At 33.0% G+C, this 15,594-nt stretch carries 16 protein-coding genes; 13 read left to right on the top strand and 3 right to left on the bottom strand.

Annotated elements, in window-relative coordinates:
- The first annotated feature begins 114 nt into the window (after positions 1 to 114).
- The 10 genes from glp to ACJJV4_RS19345 all read left to right on the top strand — a co-directional run bounded on the left by glp (position 115) and on the right by ACJJV4_RS19345 (position 7,477).
- On the top strand, positions 115 to 1,293 hold the full coding sequence (glp, locus tag ACJJV4_RS19390) for a gephyrin-like molybdotransferase Glp (protein WP_405297052.1): 1,179 nt from the start codon (positions 115 to 117) through the stop codon (positions 1,291 to 1,293).
- A 1-nt stretch (position 1,294) separates the two neighbouring features.
- Entirely contained in the window at positions 1,295 to 1,633 is a 339-nt protein-coding gene (locus ACJJV4_RS19385) for a winged helix-turn-helix domain-containing protein (RefSeq protein ID WP_405297050.1), read from the top strand.
- 9 nt (positions 1,634 to 1,642) lie between these two features.
- Entirely contained in the window at positions 1,643 to 2,383 is a 741-nt protein-coding gene (locus ACJJV4_RS19380; RefSeq protein ID WP_405297049.1) for a sulfite exporter TauE/SafE family protein, read from the top strand.
- 2 nt (positions 2,384 to 2,385) lie between these two features.
- Positions 2,386 to 2,964 (top strand): molybdenum cofactor guanylyltransferase, encoded by a 579-nt coding sequence (locus ACJJV4_RS19375; RefSeq protein WP_405297048.1) that lies wholly within the window; start codon positions 2,386 to 2,388, stop codon positions 2,962 to 2,964.
- On the top strand, positions 2,955 to 3,188 hold the full coding sequence (locus ACJJV4_RS19370) for a MoaD/ThiS family protein (RefSeq protein WP_405297047.1): 234 nt from the start codon (positions 2,955 to 2,957) through the stop codon (positions 3,186 to 3,188). The genes ACJJV4_RS19375 and ACJJV4_RS19370 overlap by 10 nt, the downstream gene beginning before the upstream one ends.
- Positions 3,189 to 3,227: 39 nt before the next feature.
- The gene (moeB, locus tag ACJJV4_RS19365; protein ID WP_405297046.1) at positions 3,228 to 4,328 is read left to right on the top strand and encodes a molybdopterin-synthase adenylyltransferase MoeB; all 1,101 of its coding nucleotides are present in this window, start codon (positions 3,228 to 3,230) and stop codon (positions 4,326 to 4,328) included.
- Positions 4,318 to 4,761, top strand: a complete 444-nt coding sequence (locus ACJJV4_RS19360) for a molybdenum cofactor biosynthesis protein MoaE (protein ID WP_405297045.1) — start codon at positions 4,318 to 4,320, stop codon at positions 4,759 to 4,761. Before moeB ends, ACJJV4_RS19360 begins: the two co-directional genes overlap by 11 nt.
- 76 nt (positions 4,762 to 4,837) lie before the next feature.
- Positions 4,838 to 5,749, top strand: a complete 912-nt coding sequence (gene moaCB, locus ACJJV4_RS19355) for a bifunctional molybdenum cofactor biosynthesis protein MoaC/MoaB (protein ID WP_405297044.1) — start codon at positions 4,838 to 4,840, stop codon at positions 5,747 to 5,749.
- A gap of 32 nt (positions 5,750 to 5,781) precedes the next feature.
- Positions 5,782 to 6,789: a GTP 3',8-cyclase MoaA gene (moaA, locus tag ACJJV4_RS19350; protein WP_405297043.1), complete on the top strand. Its 1,008-nt coding sequence runs from the start codon at positions 5,782 to 5,784 to the stop codon at positions 6,787 to 6,789.
- 145 nt (positions 6,790 to 6,934) lie between these two features.
- Complete coding sequence (locus tag ACJJV4_RS19345; protein WP_405297042.1) at positions 6,935 to 7,477, top strand: hypothetical protein; 543 nt, start codon at positions 6,935 to 6,937, stop codon at positions 7,475 to 7,477.
- 86 nt (positions 7,478 to 7,563) lie between these two features.
- On the opposite strand, the gene ACJJV4_RS19340 is transcribed toward ACJJV4_RS19345, so the two are convergent.
- Genes ACJJV4_RS19340 through ACJJV4_RS19330 form a run of 3 tightly spaced genes read right to left on the bottom strand, consistent with a single transcriptional unit; the run spans position 7,564 to position 9,587 of the window.
- Positions 7,564 to 7,983, bottom strand: a complete 420-nt coding sequence (locus tag ACJJV4_RS19340) for a glycosyltransferase (RefSeq protein WP_405297041.1) — start codon at positions 7,981 to 7,983, stop codon at positions 7,564 to 7,566.
- A gap of 9 nt (positions 7,984 to 7,992) precedes the next feature.
- A complete protein-coding gene (locus ACJJV4_RS19335; protein WP_405297040.1) occupies positions 7,993 to 9,177 on the bottom strand; it encodes a response regulator in 1,185 nt (394 codons plus the stop codon).
- A gap of 38 nt (positions 9,178 to 9,215) precedes the next feature.
- Entirely contained in the window at positions 9,216 to 9,587 is a 372-nt protein-coding gene (locus ACJJV4_RS19330; protein ID WP_405297039.1) for a PleD family two-component system response regulator, read from the bottom strand.
- Between the two features lie 182 nt (positions 9,588 to 9,769).
- Here ACJJV4_RS19330 and ACJJV4_RS19325 point away from each other — a divergent pair, with 182 nt between their 5' ends.
- From ACJJV4_RS19325 to ACJJV4_RS19315, 3 genes are read left to right on the top strand one after another with little or no spacing between them, the layout of a single operon-like run.
- A complete protein-coding gene (locus tag ACJJV4_RS19325; RefSeq protein ID WP_405297038.1) occupies positions 9,770 to 12,859 on the top strand; it encodes a hypothetical protein in 3,090 nt (1,029 codons plus the stop codon).
- On the top strand, positions 12,859 to 14,076 hold the full coding sequence (locus ACJJV4_RS19320; protein WP_405297037.1) for a hypothetical protein: 1,218 nt from the start codon (positions 12,859 to 12,861) through the stop codon (positions 14,074 to 14,076). The genes ACJJV4_RS19325 and ACJJV4_RS19320 overlap by 1 nt, the downstream gene beginning before the upstream one ends.
- On the top strand, positions 14,070 to 15,587 hold the full coding sequence (locus ACJJV4_RS19315; protein WP_405297036.1) for a cellulase family glycosylhydrolase: 1,518 nt from the start codon (positions 14,070 to 14,072) through the stop codon (positions 15,585 to 15,587). Before ACJJV4_RS19320 ends, ACJJV4_RS19315 begins: the two co-directional genes overlap by 7 nt.
- Positions 15,588 to 15,594: the final 7 nt, after the last annotated feature.

Here is a 15,594-nt window from a genome sequence, read left to right as displayed (position 1 = left end):
ATTATCTGGCAAAAATGAACTTAATTATTATAAAATTAGATGACATCTGTCATGTTATAAAAAAGTAAAATGAAAAAATATCGTTATATTTGCGAATACATAACGATATTTATAATGATCTCAATAGCACAAGCCATTTCTACAGTTAAAGAAAACACCAACGCTTTAATGAAAACCACTATTAAAACCGTAGAAAAAGCGGGTGGCTATATACTATCTAAAGATGTTGTTTCTCCCATAAACATGCCACCTTTTAATCAATCGGCTATGGATGGTTACGCTCTTAATTTGCATGACAGCACCACATACCGCTTAATAGGAGAAATTCAAGCAGGCGATGAATACCAACCTATATTAAAGTCAGGTGAAGCCTTACGTATATTCACTGGTGCGGCTGTCCCTAAATCGGCTAACGCCGTCGTTATGCAAGAAAAGGTCACTACTGATAATCAACATATTAAAATTGAAGGAGACGTTTGTATAAAACAAAATATTCGTCCATTAGGCGAACAAGTTAAACACGGCGATTTAGCTTTAAAGAAAGGAACAAAATTAACACCAGCTGCCATTGGTTTTTTAGCATCGTTAGGCATTACTACCGTTTCCGTGTATAAAAAACCAGCTATTGCTATTATTACAACAGGAAACGAGCTAGTAGAACCAGGAAACGAATTAAAATACGGCAAAATCTACGAAAGCAACTCTAAAATGTTACTTAGCACGCTTTACAATTTAAAATTCTACGATATAAATTTATACAACGTTGCAGATAATTATGGCAGAACAGTAACCCAATTAAAAGCGGCCATTAATGAAAACGACCTTGTTATAATTACCGGAGGGATATCGGTCGGTGATTACGATTTTGTTGGAAGAGCTCTGTCTGAACTGCATGTTGAAGAGCTTTTTTATAAAGTGAAACAAAAACCTGGAAAACCTTTATTCTACGGAAAAAAAGGTGCCACTCAAGTTTTCGCTTTACCAGGCAATCCTGCCGCGGCACTTACTTGTTTTTACGTTTATGTTTATATCGCTTTACAAAAAATGATGAATCGTGACGAACTAGAGCTAAAAAGAGTTTCTGCCAAATCGATAAATGAATTTATTAAAAAAGGAGATCGACCACAGTTTTTAAAAGCCATTTATAACAATGGTGAAGTTGAAATTCTGGAAGGACAAAGTTCGGCCATGCAACAAACCTTTGCCTTAGCCAATGCCTTAGTTTTTATGGATGAGAACGAACAAGAAATCACCATAGGAAAAACAGTGGAAACTATAATTTTACCTGAATAATATGAGCTACAAAATAAAAAGCCGAATTTGGATAGAATCTGAAAACCATGTGCTTCTAGGTGAAGGTCGTGTGCAATTACTAAAAGCCATTGCTACAGAAGGTTCTTTATCTAAAGCAGCAAAAACTTTGGGTCTGTCATATAAAAAGGCCTGGCAACTTATAGACTCGGTTAATAAATCGGCTAAAAAACCTGTTACCATAAATAGCACAGGAGGCAAAGGTGGTGGTGGTGCAGAATTAACGGCTTATGGTAAACAGTTAATTGCTGTTTTTGATGAAATAAACAGAAACTGCTGGAGTTTTTTAGATAACGAATTAAACAAGCTAAAAGAACTTTAAATATCCAATATGCTACAAACCGAAAACATAAGCTTGTTTTTAATTATTTTGCCTATTGTATCCTTTTTATACGCAAGTGTGGGACATGGTGGAGCAAGTGGCTATTTAGCGCTCATGGCCTTATTTTCTTTTACTCCAGAAACCATGAAACCCACTGCCCTACTGCTTAATTTATTTGTAGCTGGGATTTCATTTTACTATTATTTTAAAGCCGGTTTTTTTAATAAAAAACTATTTCTCGCCTTTGCTATTACTTCCATTCCATTTGCCTTTTTTGGCGGCACCATAGAAATCGACGCTTCCATTTATAAAAAAATATTAGCCTTTTTACTCATTTTTGCCATATTAAAAATGCTAAATGTTTTCGGAAAAGAAAGTGATAATATAAAAGGAGTAAAACTTTGGCAAGGACTCCTTTTCGGAAGTATAATCGGTTTTTTCTCTGGACTCATTGGTATTGGCGGCGGCATTATTTTAAGCCCGGTAATTTTATTGTTCCATTGGGGAAAAATGAAAGAAGCCGCAGCGGTTTCAGCATTGTTTATTTGGGTAAACTCCGCATCAGGCTTAATTGGCCAACTATATAGTGGCATAGCCCTTCAAAAAGAATCTTTTTTATTAGTTGCCATAGCTTTAATTGGTGGTGTTTTGGGAGGATATTTTGGAAGTAAAAAAATAAACAACATGCAACTACGATATATTTTAGCCTTTGTTTTAATAATTGCTTGTGGTAAATTATTTTTCACATAACTATGACGGATAAAAGAAACATAACAGGCATTATTCTAGCGGGTGGAAAAAGCTCTAGAATGGGCACAGATAAAGGGTTTTTAATGCTGAATGATAAATCTTTTATACAACACAGCATCGATGCTTTAAAACCATTAGTTTCAGAAATTATTATAGTCTCAAATAATCCAGATTATGATACTTTTGGTTTAAACCGCATTAATGATTCTATTGAAAACGCAGGCCCTTTAGCAGGAATTTATTCTGGTTTGGAGGAATCTAAAACAGATTATAATTTAGTGCTAAGTTGCGATATTCCGTTAATAAATTCAGACATTTTAAAACAATTAATTTTAGTTATTGATAATGTTTCCGAAGTTATTCAAATAGAAAGTAACAACCGCAAAATGCCGTTAATTGCCTTATATAAAAAATCGTGTATAACCACTTTTAAAAACCTGCTAAATCAAGGCAAACGCAAGTTACAATTTGCCGTAAACCAGTGTTGTGTTAAGAGCGTTTCTATTAATGAAAATGAAGATTTATTTACAACAAATGTTAACACTAAAGATGAATTAAAACAGTTAAAAGCATGCAATTAAACATAAAGTATTTCGGGCAAATTTCTGAAATTACAGAGATTAATGAAGAGTGTATCGATTTTTCGGGAGATAATGTTTCCGATCTTTTAGAGGTTCTTCATTCTAAATATAAAAATCTAGAAAATAAAGGTTTTAAGGTCGCTCAAAACCAAGAATTAGTTTCGGAAGCCACTAAAATATCGGGGCAAGACATTGCATTATTACCACCCTTTGCTGGTGGATAATTATTTTAGTTTTTATAAAGAACCTATTAAAACAAAAAAATGAGTAACAGATATAACCGACATATTATCCTTTCTGAAATTGGAAAGATTGGACAAAACAAATTAAACCAAGCCAAAGTTTTAGTTATTGGTGCAGGTGGTTTGGGTTGCCCAGTTTTGCAATACCTTGCAGCTGCAGGCATTGGTAATATTGGCATTATTGATTTCGACGTGGTTGATATTTCAAATTTACAACGTCAAATTCTTTATGGAACTTCAACGTTAGGTAAAAACAAAGCTGAAGCTGCCAAAGCACGTTTAGAAGATTTGAATAGCGATATTTCTATTGTAGCTTATCCGGAAAAACTAACACATAAAAATGCTCTAGATTTATTTAAATTATACGATATAATTGTAGATGGTTCCGATAATTTTGAAACTCGTTATTTAGTTAACGATGCCTGCATTATCGCAAACAAACCGCTAGTTTTTGGAGCTATTTATAAATTTGAAGGTCAGATTTCGGTGTTTAATTATAAAAATGGACCAAGTTATCGTTGTTTGTTTCCCGAAGCACCAACAAAAGGGAGTGCGCCAAATTGTTCAGAAATAGGCGTTTTGGGTATCCTTCCTGGAATTATCGGCACTATGCAGGCTAATGAAGTTTTAAAAATAATATTAGAACTTGGTAATAGCCTTTCTGGGAAACTTTTTTGTTACAATGCATTAACATTAGAAAACACGACGCTAACCATTAAAAGATCGGAAAATACGATTCAATCTGTTCTCAACGACAAAGAAAATTTTCATCTAAAAACAATCGATCTTAATTGTGAAATTGAAGTTATTCTCATATCAATGGAAAGCGTTATATCTGAAAATAATATTCAGCTTATTGATGTTAGAGAAGAGCACGAAGAGCCAAAAATTGATAATTTTCCTGTTACACACATCCCGTTAAGTAAGCTAGAAAGCCATCTAGACAAAATAGATCAGGCGAAAAAGAAAGCCCTTTTTTGTCAATCAGGCATGAGAAGTAAACGTGCTGTAGAATTATTACAAGAACATAATATATTGAACTGCTATAGTATCACTGAAGGCGCTTCAGACATAAAAAATATAATAATCGAACATTCTAAAATGTTACAAAATGAAAGATAAAAAACCAAAAAGCGTGTTTAAAGAAGGCGCAATAACATCTGATTTTATAGGAAATTCCATTTATAAACATCAAACAAAAACAAGCATTGGAGCTCACAACATTTTTTTAGGCCAAGTTCGTGCTGATCTTATCGGTGATAAAACTGTAGCAGCTATAGAATATACGGCTTACGAAGATATGGCGAATCAAAAATTTCATGATATTCGTGAAGCTGCTTTTGAAAAATTCGAACTTACCTGCATGCATATTTACCATAGCCTCGGTACAGTAAAAGCGGGAGAGATATGTCTTTTTGTGTTTGTATCCTCACCAAGACGCAAAGTGGTTTTTGAAGCTTTAGAATATATAGTTGAAGCCATAAAAGCAGATGTTCCTGTTTTTGGAAAAGAAATTTTTGAGGACGAAACGCACCAATGGAAAAAAAACACTTAATTGTTGATTTGTATAAGTGTATATAAAGAAAAACACAATAAAACAGTTAAATAAATCAACGATTAAACATTAGAAAATGGTCGACATAACACATAAAAGTACAACGCTAAGAACGGCAGTAGCACAAGCGGTTATTAAGGTGAGCAAACCAGAAACAATAGAAGCAATTATAAACGATACTGTACCTAAAGGACATGTTTTCGCCATGAGTAAAGCCGCTGGGCTTCTAGGTGTAAAACGTACTCCAGATATTTTACCCGATTGTCACCCATTACCTATTGAATTTACAGGTGTGGAATATGATATTAAAGGACTTGAAATTACAGTGCTTTTTACTGTAAAAACCATTTATAAAACGGGTGTTGAAGTTGAAGCTATGCACGGTGCAAGTGTAGTTGCTTTAAACATGTACGACATGCTAAAACCTATAGACAAAGGTATTGAAATTCATGCTATTAAGTTATTGGAGAAAAAAGGAGGAAAATCAGACTTTAAAGATCGTTTTAGAAAAGACTTAAAAGCTGCTGTTGTGGTATGTTCCGATACCATTTCTGCTGGACATAAAGAAGATAGAGCAGGAAAAGCTATTATTGAAAAGTTAGAATCTTGCGGTGTGAAAATTTCAGAATATGTTATTATTCCGGACGAAATTGAAGACATTCAAAACAAAGCCAAAAATTACGAGGCTAAAGGCATCGATATGGTTATTTATACAGGAGGCACTGGACTTTCTGGGCGCGATGTTACTCCTGAAGCACTAATTCCGTTGTTAGATAGGCGCATTCCAGGCATCGAAGAAGCCATCAGGAATTACGGACAAGACCGTACACCATTTTCAATGCTATCAAGAAGCGTTGCTGGTACTATTAAAGACACCTTAATTTTAGCATTACCTGGTTCTACCAATGGTGCCAAGGAATCCATGGACGCTATTTTTCCAGCGGTTTTGCATAGTTTCAGAATTTTAAAAGGTGCTAGACACGATTAGGAGATTTTTAGTTATTAGTTGAAAAAAAATAAATGATAGATAAAAATAAAATATTGCAGGATTTACACGGCAGAGATCATGCCTATTTACGGATTTCGTTAATAGAACGCTGTAATTTACGTTGCTCCTATTGCATGCCTGCAGAAGGTGTTCCGCTTTCTCCTAAAAGCCATTTAATGACTTATGAGGAAATTTACGATATAGCAAAAATATTCGTAAAACACGGCGTGAGCAAAATTAGACTTACCGGTGGCGAACCACTAATTAGAAAGGATATTCCTGTAATTTTAGAACAACTATCATCTCTTCCAGTAGAATTATCAATTACATCTAACGCTGTAATTATTGATAGATATATTGATATTCTTAAAAAAAATGGGGTTAACAATATTAATGTAAGTTTAGATTCTTTGGATGCCAAAAAGTTTAAACACATTACAAGGCGTGATGAATTCACAAAAGTTTACAACAACATTTTACTCTTAGTAAAAGAAGGTTTTAACGTAAAGCTTAACGCGGTATTGATGAAAGATTTTAATGAAGATGAAATTATCGATTTTATCCATTTCACTAAAGATTTGCCTATTGCGGTTCGGTTTATAGAATTTATGCCTTTTGATGGCAATAAATGGGATATGAGCAAAATGGTTTCATATGCAGAAGTTATGAAACTTGTGAATGCATCTTTTACTGAAACTGATATTAAGCGTTTAAAAGATGCACCAAATGATACCTCTAAAAACTACAAAATAAAAGGTTACAAAGGCAGTTTTGCTATTATTAGTTCGGTTACTAACCCCTTTTGTGATTCCTGTAATAGATTGCGTTTAACGGCCAACGGACAATTAAAAAACTGCTTGTTTTCTGCAGGAGAATCTGATTTGCTCACCAGTTTACGAGAAGGAAAAAGTATAGAACCCATTATCCAAAAAGCGGTTCGGGCCAAATTTAAAGTTCGCGGTGGTATGGATACTTTAAAGAAATTACAAGAGCCTAAATTACATAATAATAACAGAAGTATGATCACAATTGGTGGTTAACCGTAAACTCCCCATAAACGGTTAATAATTATAAAACCACACTTATCACGCTAAAACACATATGTAATAATTCATGATTTTAATTAAGACTACATGGCCTTAACTTTAATGTATAGCTATTAATCTTTAATTAAAATTCACATTTATGATTTACTCAAAACATTACCTCTCAATTATTACAATACTAGGCTTTATATTTATGAGCTGTAGCAGTGAAAGTAAAGATTCTGATGACAACTCTACAGGAAATGGCAACATAACATTATCTGGAGAAGAAACCTCTATATTTGGCAGTACACTGCAAGTTGCCAAAACTCAAGAAGGCGCCTACAATACTGGCACATCAAAATCTATAACCTTACTCCACAAAAGCATCGATATTGATGAAGATGGTGACATAACGCCCTCAACGGCTAGTTTTACTGAAAGTTTTATAATAGTAGTTGCACAATTTACAGATGAAGATTACGCTGCTGCGGAAAAAACAATTTCAATGATAATAATAAAAAACGGTAAAGAGTACAGATACACCTGCACATCTAAATTTGGTGGTGGTTCGGACGATTTTGACTGTGGTGAAAACTTTGATGTTAACCAAACAGAGAACGAAGTGATTTTTAAAAACACAACCGTTATTAATGCAGATACAAATAAAACATTAACGCTTAACGGCACTGTTAGCTATTAAGTATTGAAATAAAAAAACGCTAAAATCTAGGGCAGATTTTAGCGTTTCACTGTAAAACAACATAAGTAGGAACAGTTTACTTTAAACTAAATTTTGAAAAACACAGGTTTCATCCTATTAGTATTTTCAACCTTTTCTCCTTTAAAATTTATCATTGTTTTTACAAAATTTTCTATCTCATTCATTAAATAAAATAAATCTTCAGATACATTTAAATCTGATGTGGTAGAATATCCAAAATATTTTAATTTATTCTGATTAAAAAAATACCTGGCCCCTGCTTTAATAGCAAAGTTTATACCTTTATCTTGTTTTATATCTATAAGTGTACAATTTAAGCCCGATGTGTCTATCAACATTTCCAACTTATCCAATGTATCATCTCTACTGCCATTATTTATAAGGCACAATTTAACTTCACTTCTAAAATTAAATAAACTATCAAATAATCCTCTTTCTATTTCTAAAGCATTATTACTAAATACTATTATTACTCCAATTTTCATGATAAATAACTAAGCCTTTACACTAGAGGCTTTAACTGTTTTATCATTAGTTTTTTTTCCTCTATATACCCAAGCAATTTGAGCAAGTTGCCCCACAATTTTCACAGAATCTTTCATGGATAGCTTAGATCCATCGGCATGAATCCATCTCTTTAATGGTTGCTCACAGATATAAGTTTTAGCTTTTTCTGTTCCAAAATGCAAGGTCATTCTTTTAAAAATTTCTACATCAAAAATCCATTGGGTAACAAATTTTTCTCTAAAAGAAAGTTCTATAACATCTTTACTAAAAATTTTAGCACCACATTGTGTGTCTTTAAAATCCATTCCCAGTATTTTTCTGATAATGAAATTAATAGTCATACTAATTATTTTTCTTGCAGACTCTTTTGTTATGTTTGCCCCCATTCTACTAATTCTAGAACCGCTAACAATTTTAAAATCTGTAGTTTCAATAGTTTTTACTAAATCGTCAAAATCTCTTAAATCGGTTGATAAATCGGCATCGAGAAAACCAATATAATCCAAATCATCATGCTTAGCCATGTGTAACATACCTAACCTAACAGCTTCGGCTTTACCTCCATTTTTTTCACAATCGTAAACGGTAATAAAATCTTCACGACCTTTTCTTAAATCGTTTAAAACACGTAATGTGTCATCTTTACTACCATCATTAACAAAACATAAATGGTAACCTGTATTTGTGCTTATAAAATCTGTAAATTCTTTACTTAATAAACGTTCTTCTTCATCGTAGCAAGGTATAACTACCCCAACGCAACGGTGCTGAATTACTCCTCCACCAGTAGTATCATTAGTGCTCACAACATCTGGCTGACCAATTAATCGCTTTACTCGGGCCGAAATTTCATTTAAGCTCAAAGGCTTTTTCATGTAATCATTAATACCTAAATCGAAACCTTCGGTAATTACTTTATCTTCGGTATTTCCCGACAAAACCATAATAGGCGTATCACCATGTTTAGAATTTCTAATATATTTTACAATATCTAAACCCGAAACGCCAGGCATATTAATATCTACAATTACTAAATCTGGATGAAAATTGTTGTAAACAGATATGGCATTGTTTGCGTCGGTTTCAATGATAACTTCGTATCCTAAATCGGTTAATCGTTTCTCTAATGGCAATAAAACTAGCTGCTGGTCGTCTATGGCTAATATTTTCATAACTTAATTGTTTATAATTCGTAGGTTAATAGAATTGGTTATTGTGTTCTAAAATAAATATTTATGCGTTTTATACGGTCGCACACTTCATTTAGGCTAATTGGTTTCTTTATATAATCATTAATTCCAAATTTAAAGCCTTCGGAAATAACTTCAGCACTTGTGTTTCCTGACAATACAATTATTGGTATTGATGAGTTTTTAATTTTCCTAATATACCTGATAAATTCCAAACCTGAAAATTTTGGCATATTAATATCTACAATTAAAAGGTTGGGTTTGAAGGTTTCAAAAATTTCAAAACCTTTTTTTGGGTCTGTTGAGGTGCAGACTTGATAACCTAACTCTTCTAGTTTTTTTCTTAAGGGAAGCAAAACCAACTGGTCGTCGTCAATAGCTAATATTTTCATTTTACTAATTTTTCAATGGATTATACCCCAAAAATACACTAGAATAACGTTACTCCTTTAATATTTAGGTTAGTACAAGTTTAACTGTAGATGAATGGTAGATTTCTGTAGATAAATAAATTATGTGCCTTTAAGAAATTATTTATCTTTACCATGTATCTCTTAGAGATTGAATTGACTTAATGAAAGAAACTTCTAATAAATATTTAATTGTAGCTTTACTCGTTGGCCTTGCATTTCATGGCTCTTCTATTTTCTTTACTTTAGAAACGACGTATGATGCTTTAATACATTTATTTTTTGCCGATCATTACGCTAATAGCTGGTTTGAACCTTGGAATTATGAGTGGTACACCGGATTTACGGTACAAAGTTATCCGCCTTTAGTACATCAATCTATTGGTTTTTTCTCTCTCATTGGGGGATTAAAATTTGGTATGTTTACCGTAGCGCTAATTGCTATTGTATTATTTATAACGGGATCGTATCGGTTTTCACTTTTAATAACATCAGATAAAACTGTTGCTGGATATGCTTGTGTTTTAGCTGTTTTCTCCTCGTCTTTTGTCGAAACCCTTCACATATTTGGTCAGTTACCGAGTATTATTGGGGTATCGGTATTAATGCACGCTTTACCCGAAATATATTTATGGCTTAAAACAGGGAAACTTTGGTATTTAGTAACCTCGTTATCTTTAATATCGGTTACTGTAACCTCTCACCATGTAACACCTATTTTTGGAATGATCTTTTTTATCTTTCCGCTCATTGGTATGGTAATTATGGATGTTTCTCGCGAGCAAGTAAACACCATGAAAGAGGTTACCTTTAAGGTGTTTTTAAACAGTTTCTTTAAACTCTTTAAGCGTATTGTAAGCTTTGGGATGCTATCACTGGTTATTATTATTTTCTGTATTCTGCCTTACTGGATTAATTCTAAAGCTAACCCTATTACGCAAGTACCCATACCACACGGTTCTCGGGATAATTTTTTAGAAATCACCTCTTCCGGGTTGGTTTTCTTTTTAATTCCTTGGGGAACATTACTCATTGTTTTACCTTATATATTTTATAGATATTACTCCAAACGTTACTTGTTTTTTGGATTATCTATAACCATTTGTACCATTTTAGGTACTGGCGGAACTACGCCTATACCTTTAAAAATACTTGGCGAAACGGCTTTTAATATTTTAACCTTAGACCGCTTTACTCTCTGGGCTTCTATTATGTCCATACCTCTTTTTGGTGAATTTGCGTACCGCTTTGTACAGGGCGATTTAAAAGAACTTATTCAAACCAAATTTGGCGCTGTTTATCATCGTATCATTGGAGGTATACTCGCGGGTTTATTTGTGTTTATGGTTATGTTCACCATGAGCTTAGGTTATTTTAGACCATCGCAACCTCAGAAAATAAAAATGCTTCCTATTGTGAATTTCTTAAACCAAGATGATCACGATAAATGGCGTTTTCTAACCTTAGGTTTTGGCGACCAAATGGCTTGGTTAAGTGCACAAACAGATGCGATGACGGTTGATGGAAATTATCATTCAGCAAGACGATTACCCGAATTAACTACACGCCCGATAGAACGCCTAGAAAACTCAAAATTTAAGGGTGTTGCCGGTATTGGATCGCTTCAGCAATTTTTAACCACACCAGAAAAATATAACCTAAAATATATATTTTCTAACGATAAATTTTACGACCCCATACTCTACTACTGTGGTTGGCAACGTTTACGCCAATTAGAAAATGGTATTATGGTTTGGGAGCGTTTAAATATTCCGCCAGTACCCGCAATTTTACCTAAGGAAGATGTAGCTAAATGGATAAAAATTCTATGGGGCGTCATGCCTTTTTTAACCGTATTAATTGCATTTGTAATTAATATACAAATGCTTTGGGTAAACGCCTTAAAAACTAAAATTAAAGAAACACCAGATTTTCTAAAGTACCCTACTCGGTACATTAAATTTTCTAGAGGTGTATTATTTATAACACACGTATGGTCTTTAATACTAGTAGTTGTAGTTGTTTACGGGATTTATTTATTTTACCTTAAAAACGATTCGCAACGCAGTCCTGAAAATGCTGTTATGGCATATTATGATGCTTTGGATTTTAAAGAATTTGAAACCGCACATGGATTAATAGATCCGGATAGCAATCTGCCCATAGCTCAATATATGCTAGAAATATCGGTTACCGATGGTTTACTGAGTAGCTATGCTAAAATGGATGCTATTGAAACAGAAATCACGATGCATAACGATAGTACAGCTTCTGCTAAGGTTATCACTCAATGGATTACGCCACTTGAAAAAATAGAAAAAATAGATTATAAAACCTTATCTAGCCATAGAGGAAAATGGTTTTTACAACCGGATGATTTAAATTCCGATTTACCTCCTGATCAGTTATACTCTAATAACGTTACCAAATATTTTAACCAAGGGCGACGACGCATAACCACGGAACAGACCCACCATGAAGATATTTTAAAACAACCGGTTTTAGAGGTTCTTTCGGCCAAGCTTGTAAAATATGATAATCATTATGCCATTATTGGGGAAGTGCAAAATATAGATAATGTACCTGCCGATGTTATTTTAAAAGGTACACTTTACAATGATGATAATAAACAATTAGCCACCTATAATGCAAAATACCATGTAAAGCATAAATTAATGCCGAAAGAATCTAGTAGTTTCAGGATTAATTTTGAAGGTATTGCATGGTCTAAAACTCAAGATTCTATTCCTGATACTTTTAATCCAGATGAATTTACTCCTGTAGAATTTGAAGAACAACCTACCAAATTCAATTTACAAGTAGCAGGAAATGTTTCTGGATCAGATTTATACAAAAACATCGTTTTAAGTGAATTAAACATTGAAGATGGGGTTATAAATGGGAACCTATTTAATAGCGGGATTCAAGAAATTACTATTCCGCAATTACTTATTACTTATTACAACGACGACAAAAACATGGTATGGGTAGACCACATGTTTGTAAAAGAAGGTATCAGGCAACAGAGAAAACTTCATTTTGAATACCCTATTCTTAAAAACGGTACAGTTAAAATTATTAATGATGATATGACTAATATTTTTATTAATGGTTTACCAAACGATGCTATTTCGGATAAAATAGTACCAAATCGAATTGAAAATCATGCAAACACTCAGTTTCAAAAAATTGAGCACCCCGATTATAGTTTTATTAAAATTGAAATGAATACTTATATAGGCAGCCCAAACTAATGCAACAAAAACGCACATATTTCTTTATTTTAGGATTGATTTTATTATCAACCTTTACCGGCATATATGCTAATAATACTAATGCAAAGATTAAATTATTAACCACCCAAACAGAGTTTGTGGTTGGTACTAAAGTTGTTTTAAAATTTTCAACTGCCGAAAGTGTGGAGCCCTTACTCTATTGTTCAAATAGTTATGGTTCTACTTTAATCTCTCCAACATTAGTAAACAACACGTTACATTACCACATTCCAGTAAATATTTATAAAAAAATTGGTGCGGTAAATTGGTCATTAGTCTATACTAACAAAACCCTTTCGGGTTCGATTAATATGGTACCAAAACCAGAAGTCGCTACAATGGAAACCTATATTGGGCCGCCAAGTATAGAAGCTGGAGGTAAAGATTATACTATGTTGGTTATTATACCAACAGACTCTTTAGATAATCCCGTTCCAAAAAACACAGCCGTTAACGCTAAACATCAGTTTTTAGCTTCAGAAGAAACGGATAAAATTACCACCAATAATTTAATTGCTTTCAAAAACATTTATTCTAAAAAAGAAAGCGGACGTATGCTAATATCTTCAGAATGTTTAGATATAAATTCAAAAGAGTTTACTATTAATGTAATGCCAGCTGTTCCTACAGATTTTAAAATTTCGGCACAAAGACCTCATAACTATGCCGATGGAAACCAAGTTACCAAATTTTCAACATCCATAATAAAAGATGAGCAAAACAATATTGTAAGTGATGGTACCTTTGTAATATTCTATATCACCAATAAAAAAGGAAACATTTTAAAAACATCTGGCACAACCCTAGACGGTATTGCTACTGCTAAAATTATTCATCCCGATTATGCAGATAGTTGGAGCATAAAAGCCTATGTAGAAGGTATGGCTGAAAGTAATACCATAACCATAGCGTACACACAAGTTATTGAGGATTTTATAGTTGATATTTCTAAAAATGGACGAGATATAGATGTAGGACCACTACAAAGTTTTATGAAACAAATGATTCCTGATGGATTACAAGTAAAAATGCTCATTTATAAAAACAACACACTCATTACTAAATATACCAAAACATCTGTCGATGGATATGTGCATTTCTATTTAAAATCTGATATCTTTAAACCAGACAACTACAACATTAAAATCCAAACTGCTGGATTAGAAAAAACTTTTAATAATATAAAACTATGGTAAGTGTAAGCAAAAACATATTACGCACCATTTTAATAGCTTCATACATTATGCTGATTGCATTAATAATTTCTGGGTTAAGTGCATTATTTAGCTATTTAAATACGGGGGCCGATAGAAGCACCATGCTACATACGGAAATACAAAAAGTAGAACAATATTTACCAAAAGTTACTTGGGCTCCTTTAAATAATGAAGGTCGACCAATAGATTCACAAAACCTGAGCGCTTTACAAAATAATTATCTAGATGCTTGGTATGTAAAGCAAATAGCATACAAAACAAATAAAACAGCGGGTATAAAAGATTATTATACCGATAATGCTCGGGAGAATTTATTCAACTTTATAGAATTAAATAAAGCGCAAAAAATAACCATAGATGCGACAACACTAGAACACCACCCTACTTTAGAATTTTATAGTGAAGATGGTCAGCTTGCCGTAATTACAGATGATGATGTTGTTGAATATAAACGTATTTTTAAAAACGACTCTTTAATTCTAGAAACCACAGAAACATCTACCTATAAAATGGTGTTTTTATTAGAAGATGGTTTTTGGCGCACCAGACATTTAGTTAAAGAAAATACTAAAATTCAAGATGTTAACAACTCCAAAATATCACTCAATAATTTTAAAATAAAAGGTGTTAATTATTACCCACAAGCTTCACCTTGGGATATGTACGGCGATAAATTTGATCTAAATACTGTATCTAAAGATTTTGAGCTGATTAAAAATGCTGGTTTAAACACCATACGAATTTTTGTACCTTATGAGAGTTTTGGAAAGGCAAAAGTTGATTATCTAAAATTAGACCAACTAAAACAAACTTTAGATGCCGCTGAGGTAAAAAAACTAAAAGTTATAGTTACTCTTTTCGATTTTTATGGAGACTACTCTATTTTAGACTGGACACTTAATCAGCGTCATGCTGAAACTATAGTGTCAGCCTTAAAAAATCATGAGGCCTTATTAGCTTGGGATATTAAAAACGAACCTAATTTAGATTTCGATTCTAGAGGAAAAGATAACGTAATTGCTTGGTTAGATAATATGATAAATTTAGTAAAAGCTGTAGATAGCGAACACGCTGTAACTATAGGTTGGAACAATATTGATAGCGCACCAATACTTAAAGATAAACTAGATTTTATATCCTTTCATTATTATGAAAGCTTAGATGTATTAGAAGAAAAATACAATCACTTAAAAACTGAAATCCCGATAAAACCTATTGTTTTAGGTGAATATGGTATATCATCATATAACGGATTCTGGAAACCCTTTGGGGATAATGATGACGATCAGGCTGAATTTCATAAAAAAGCGCAAGATATTTTTTCTAAAAATAATATCGCATTTATCTCCTGGACTCTATACGACTTTGTGGAAGTGCCAAAAGAAGTCGTTGGACGACTTCCTTGGCGAAAACGAGCTCAAGAACATTTTGGTTTTATCAACAAAAATGGAGAGACCAAGCCCGCATTCAAATATATATCCAGTAATTAATCGACAC

Source organism: Algibacter sp. Ld11 (assembly GCF_045066735.1).
Lineage (GTDB): Bacteria > Bacteroidota > Bacteroidia > Flavobacteriales > Flavobacteriaceae > Algibacter.
This window is presented reverse-complemented; position numbering and strand designations above follow the sequence as displayed.

Coding starts and splice junctions, on each gene's coding strand:
- glp (WP_405297052.1), top strand. CDS start 115: ATGATCTCAATAGCACAAGCCATTTCTACAGTTAAAGAAAACACCAAC.
- ACJJV4_RS19385 (WP_405297050.1), top strand. CDS start 1,295: ATGAGCTACAAAATAAAAAGCCGAATTTGGATAGAATCTGAAAACCAT.
- ACJJV4_RS19380 (WP_405297049.1), top strand. CDS start 1,643: ATGCTACAAACCGAAAACATAAGCTTGTTTTTAATTATTTTGCCTATT.
- ACJJV4_RS19375 (WP_405297048.1), top strand. CDS start 2,386: ATGACGGATAAAAGAAACATAACAGGCATTATTCTAGCGGGTGGAAAA.
- ACJJV4_RS19370 (WP_405297047.1), top strand. CDS start 2,955: ATGCAATTAAACATAAAGTATTTCGGGCAAATTTCTGAAATTACAGAG.
- moeB (WP_405297046.1), top strand. CDS start 3,228: ATGAGTAACAGATATAACCGACATATTATCCTTTCTGAAATTGGAAAG.
- ACJJV4_RS19360 (WP_405297045.1), top strand. CDS start 4,318: ATGAAAGATAAAAAACCAAAAAGCGTGTTTAAAGAAGGCGCAATAACA.
- moaCB (WP_405297044.1), top strand. CDS start 4,838: ATGGTCGACATAACACATAAAAGTACAACGCTAAGAACGGCAGTAGCA.
- moaA (WP_405297043.1), top strand. CDS start 5,782: ATGATAGATAAAAATAAAATATTGCAGGATTTACACGGCAGAGATCAT.
- ACJJV4_RS19345 (WP_405297042.1), top strand. CDS start 6,935: ATGATTTACTCAAAACATTACCTCTCAATTATTACAATACTAGGCTTT.
- ACJJV4_RS19340 (WP_405297041.1), bottom strand. CDS start 7,983: ATGAAAATTGGAGTAATAATAGTATTTAGTAATAATGCTTTAGAAATA.
- ACJJV4_RS19335 (WP_405297040.1), bottom strand. CDS start 9,177: ATGAAAATATTAGCCATAGACGACCAGCAGCTAGTTTTATTGCCATTA.
- ACJJV4_RS19330 (WP_405297039.1), bottom strand. CDS start 9,587: ATGAAAATATTAGCTATTGACGACGACCAGTTGGTTTTGCTTCCCTTA.
- ACJJV4_RS19325 (WP_405297038.1), top strand. CDS start 9,770: ATGAAAGAAACTTCTAATAAATATTTAATTGTAGCTTTACTCGTTGGC.
- ACJJV4_RS19320 (WP_405297037.1), top strand. CDS start 12,859: ATGCAACAAAAACGCACATATTTCTTTATTTTAGGATTGATTTTATTA.
- ACJJV4_RS19315 (WP_405297036.1), top strand. CDS start 14,070: ATGGTAAGTGTAAGCAAAAACATATTACGCACCATTTTAATAGCTTCA.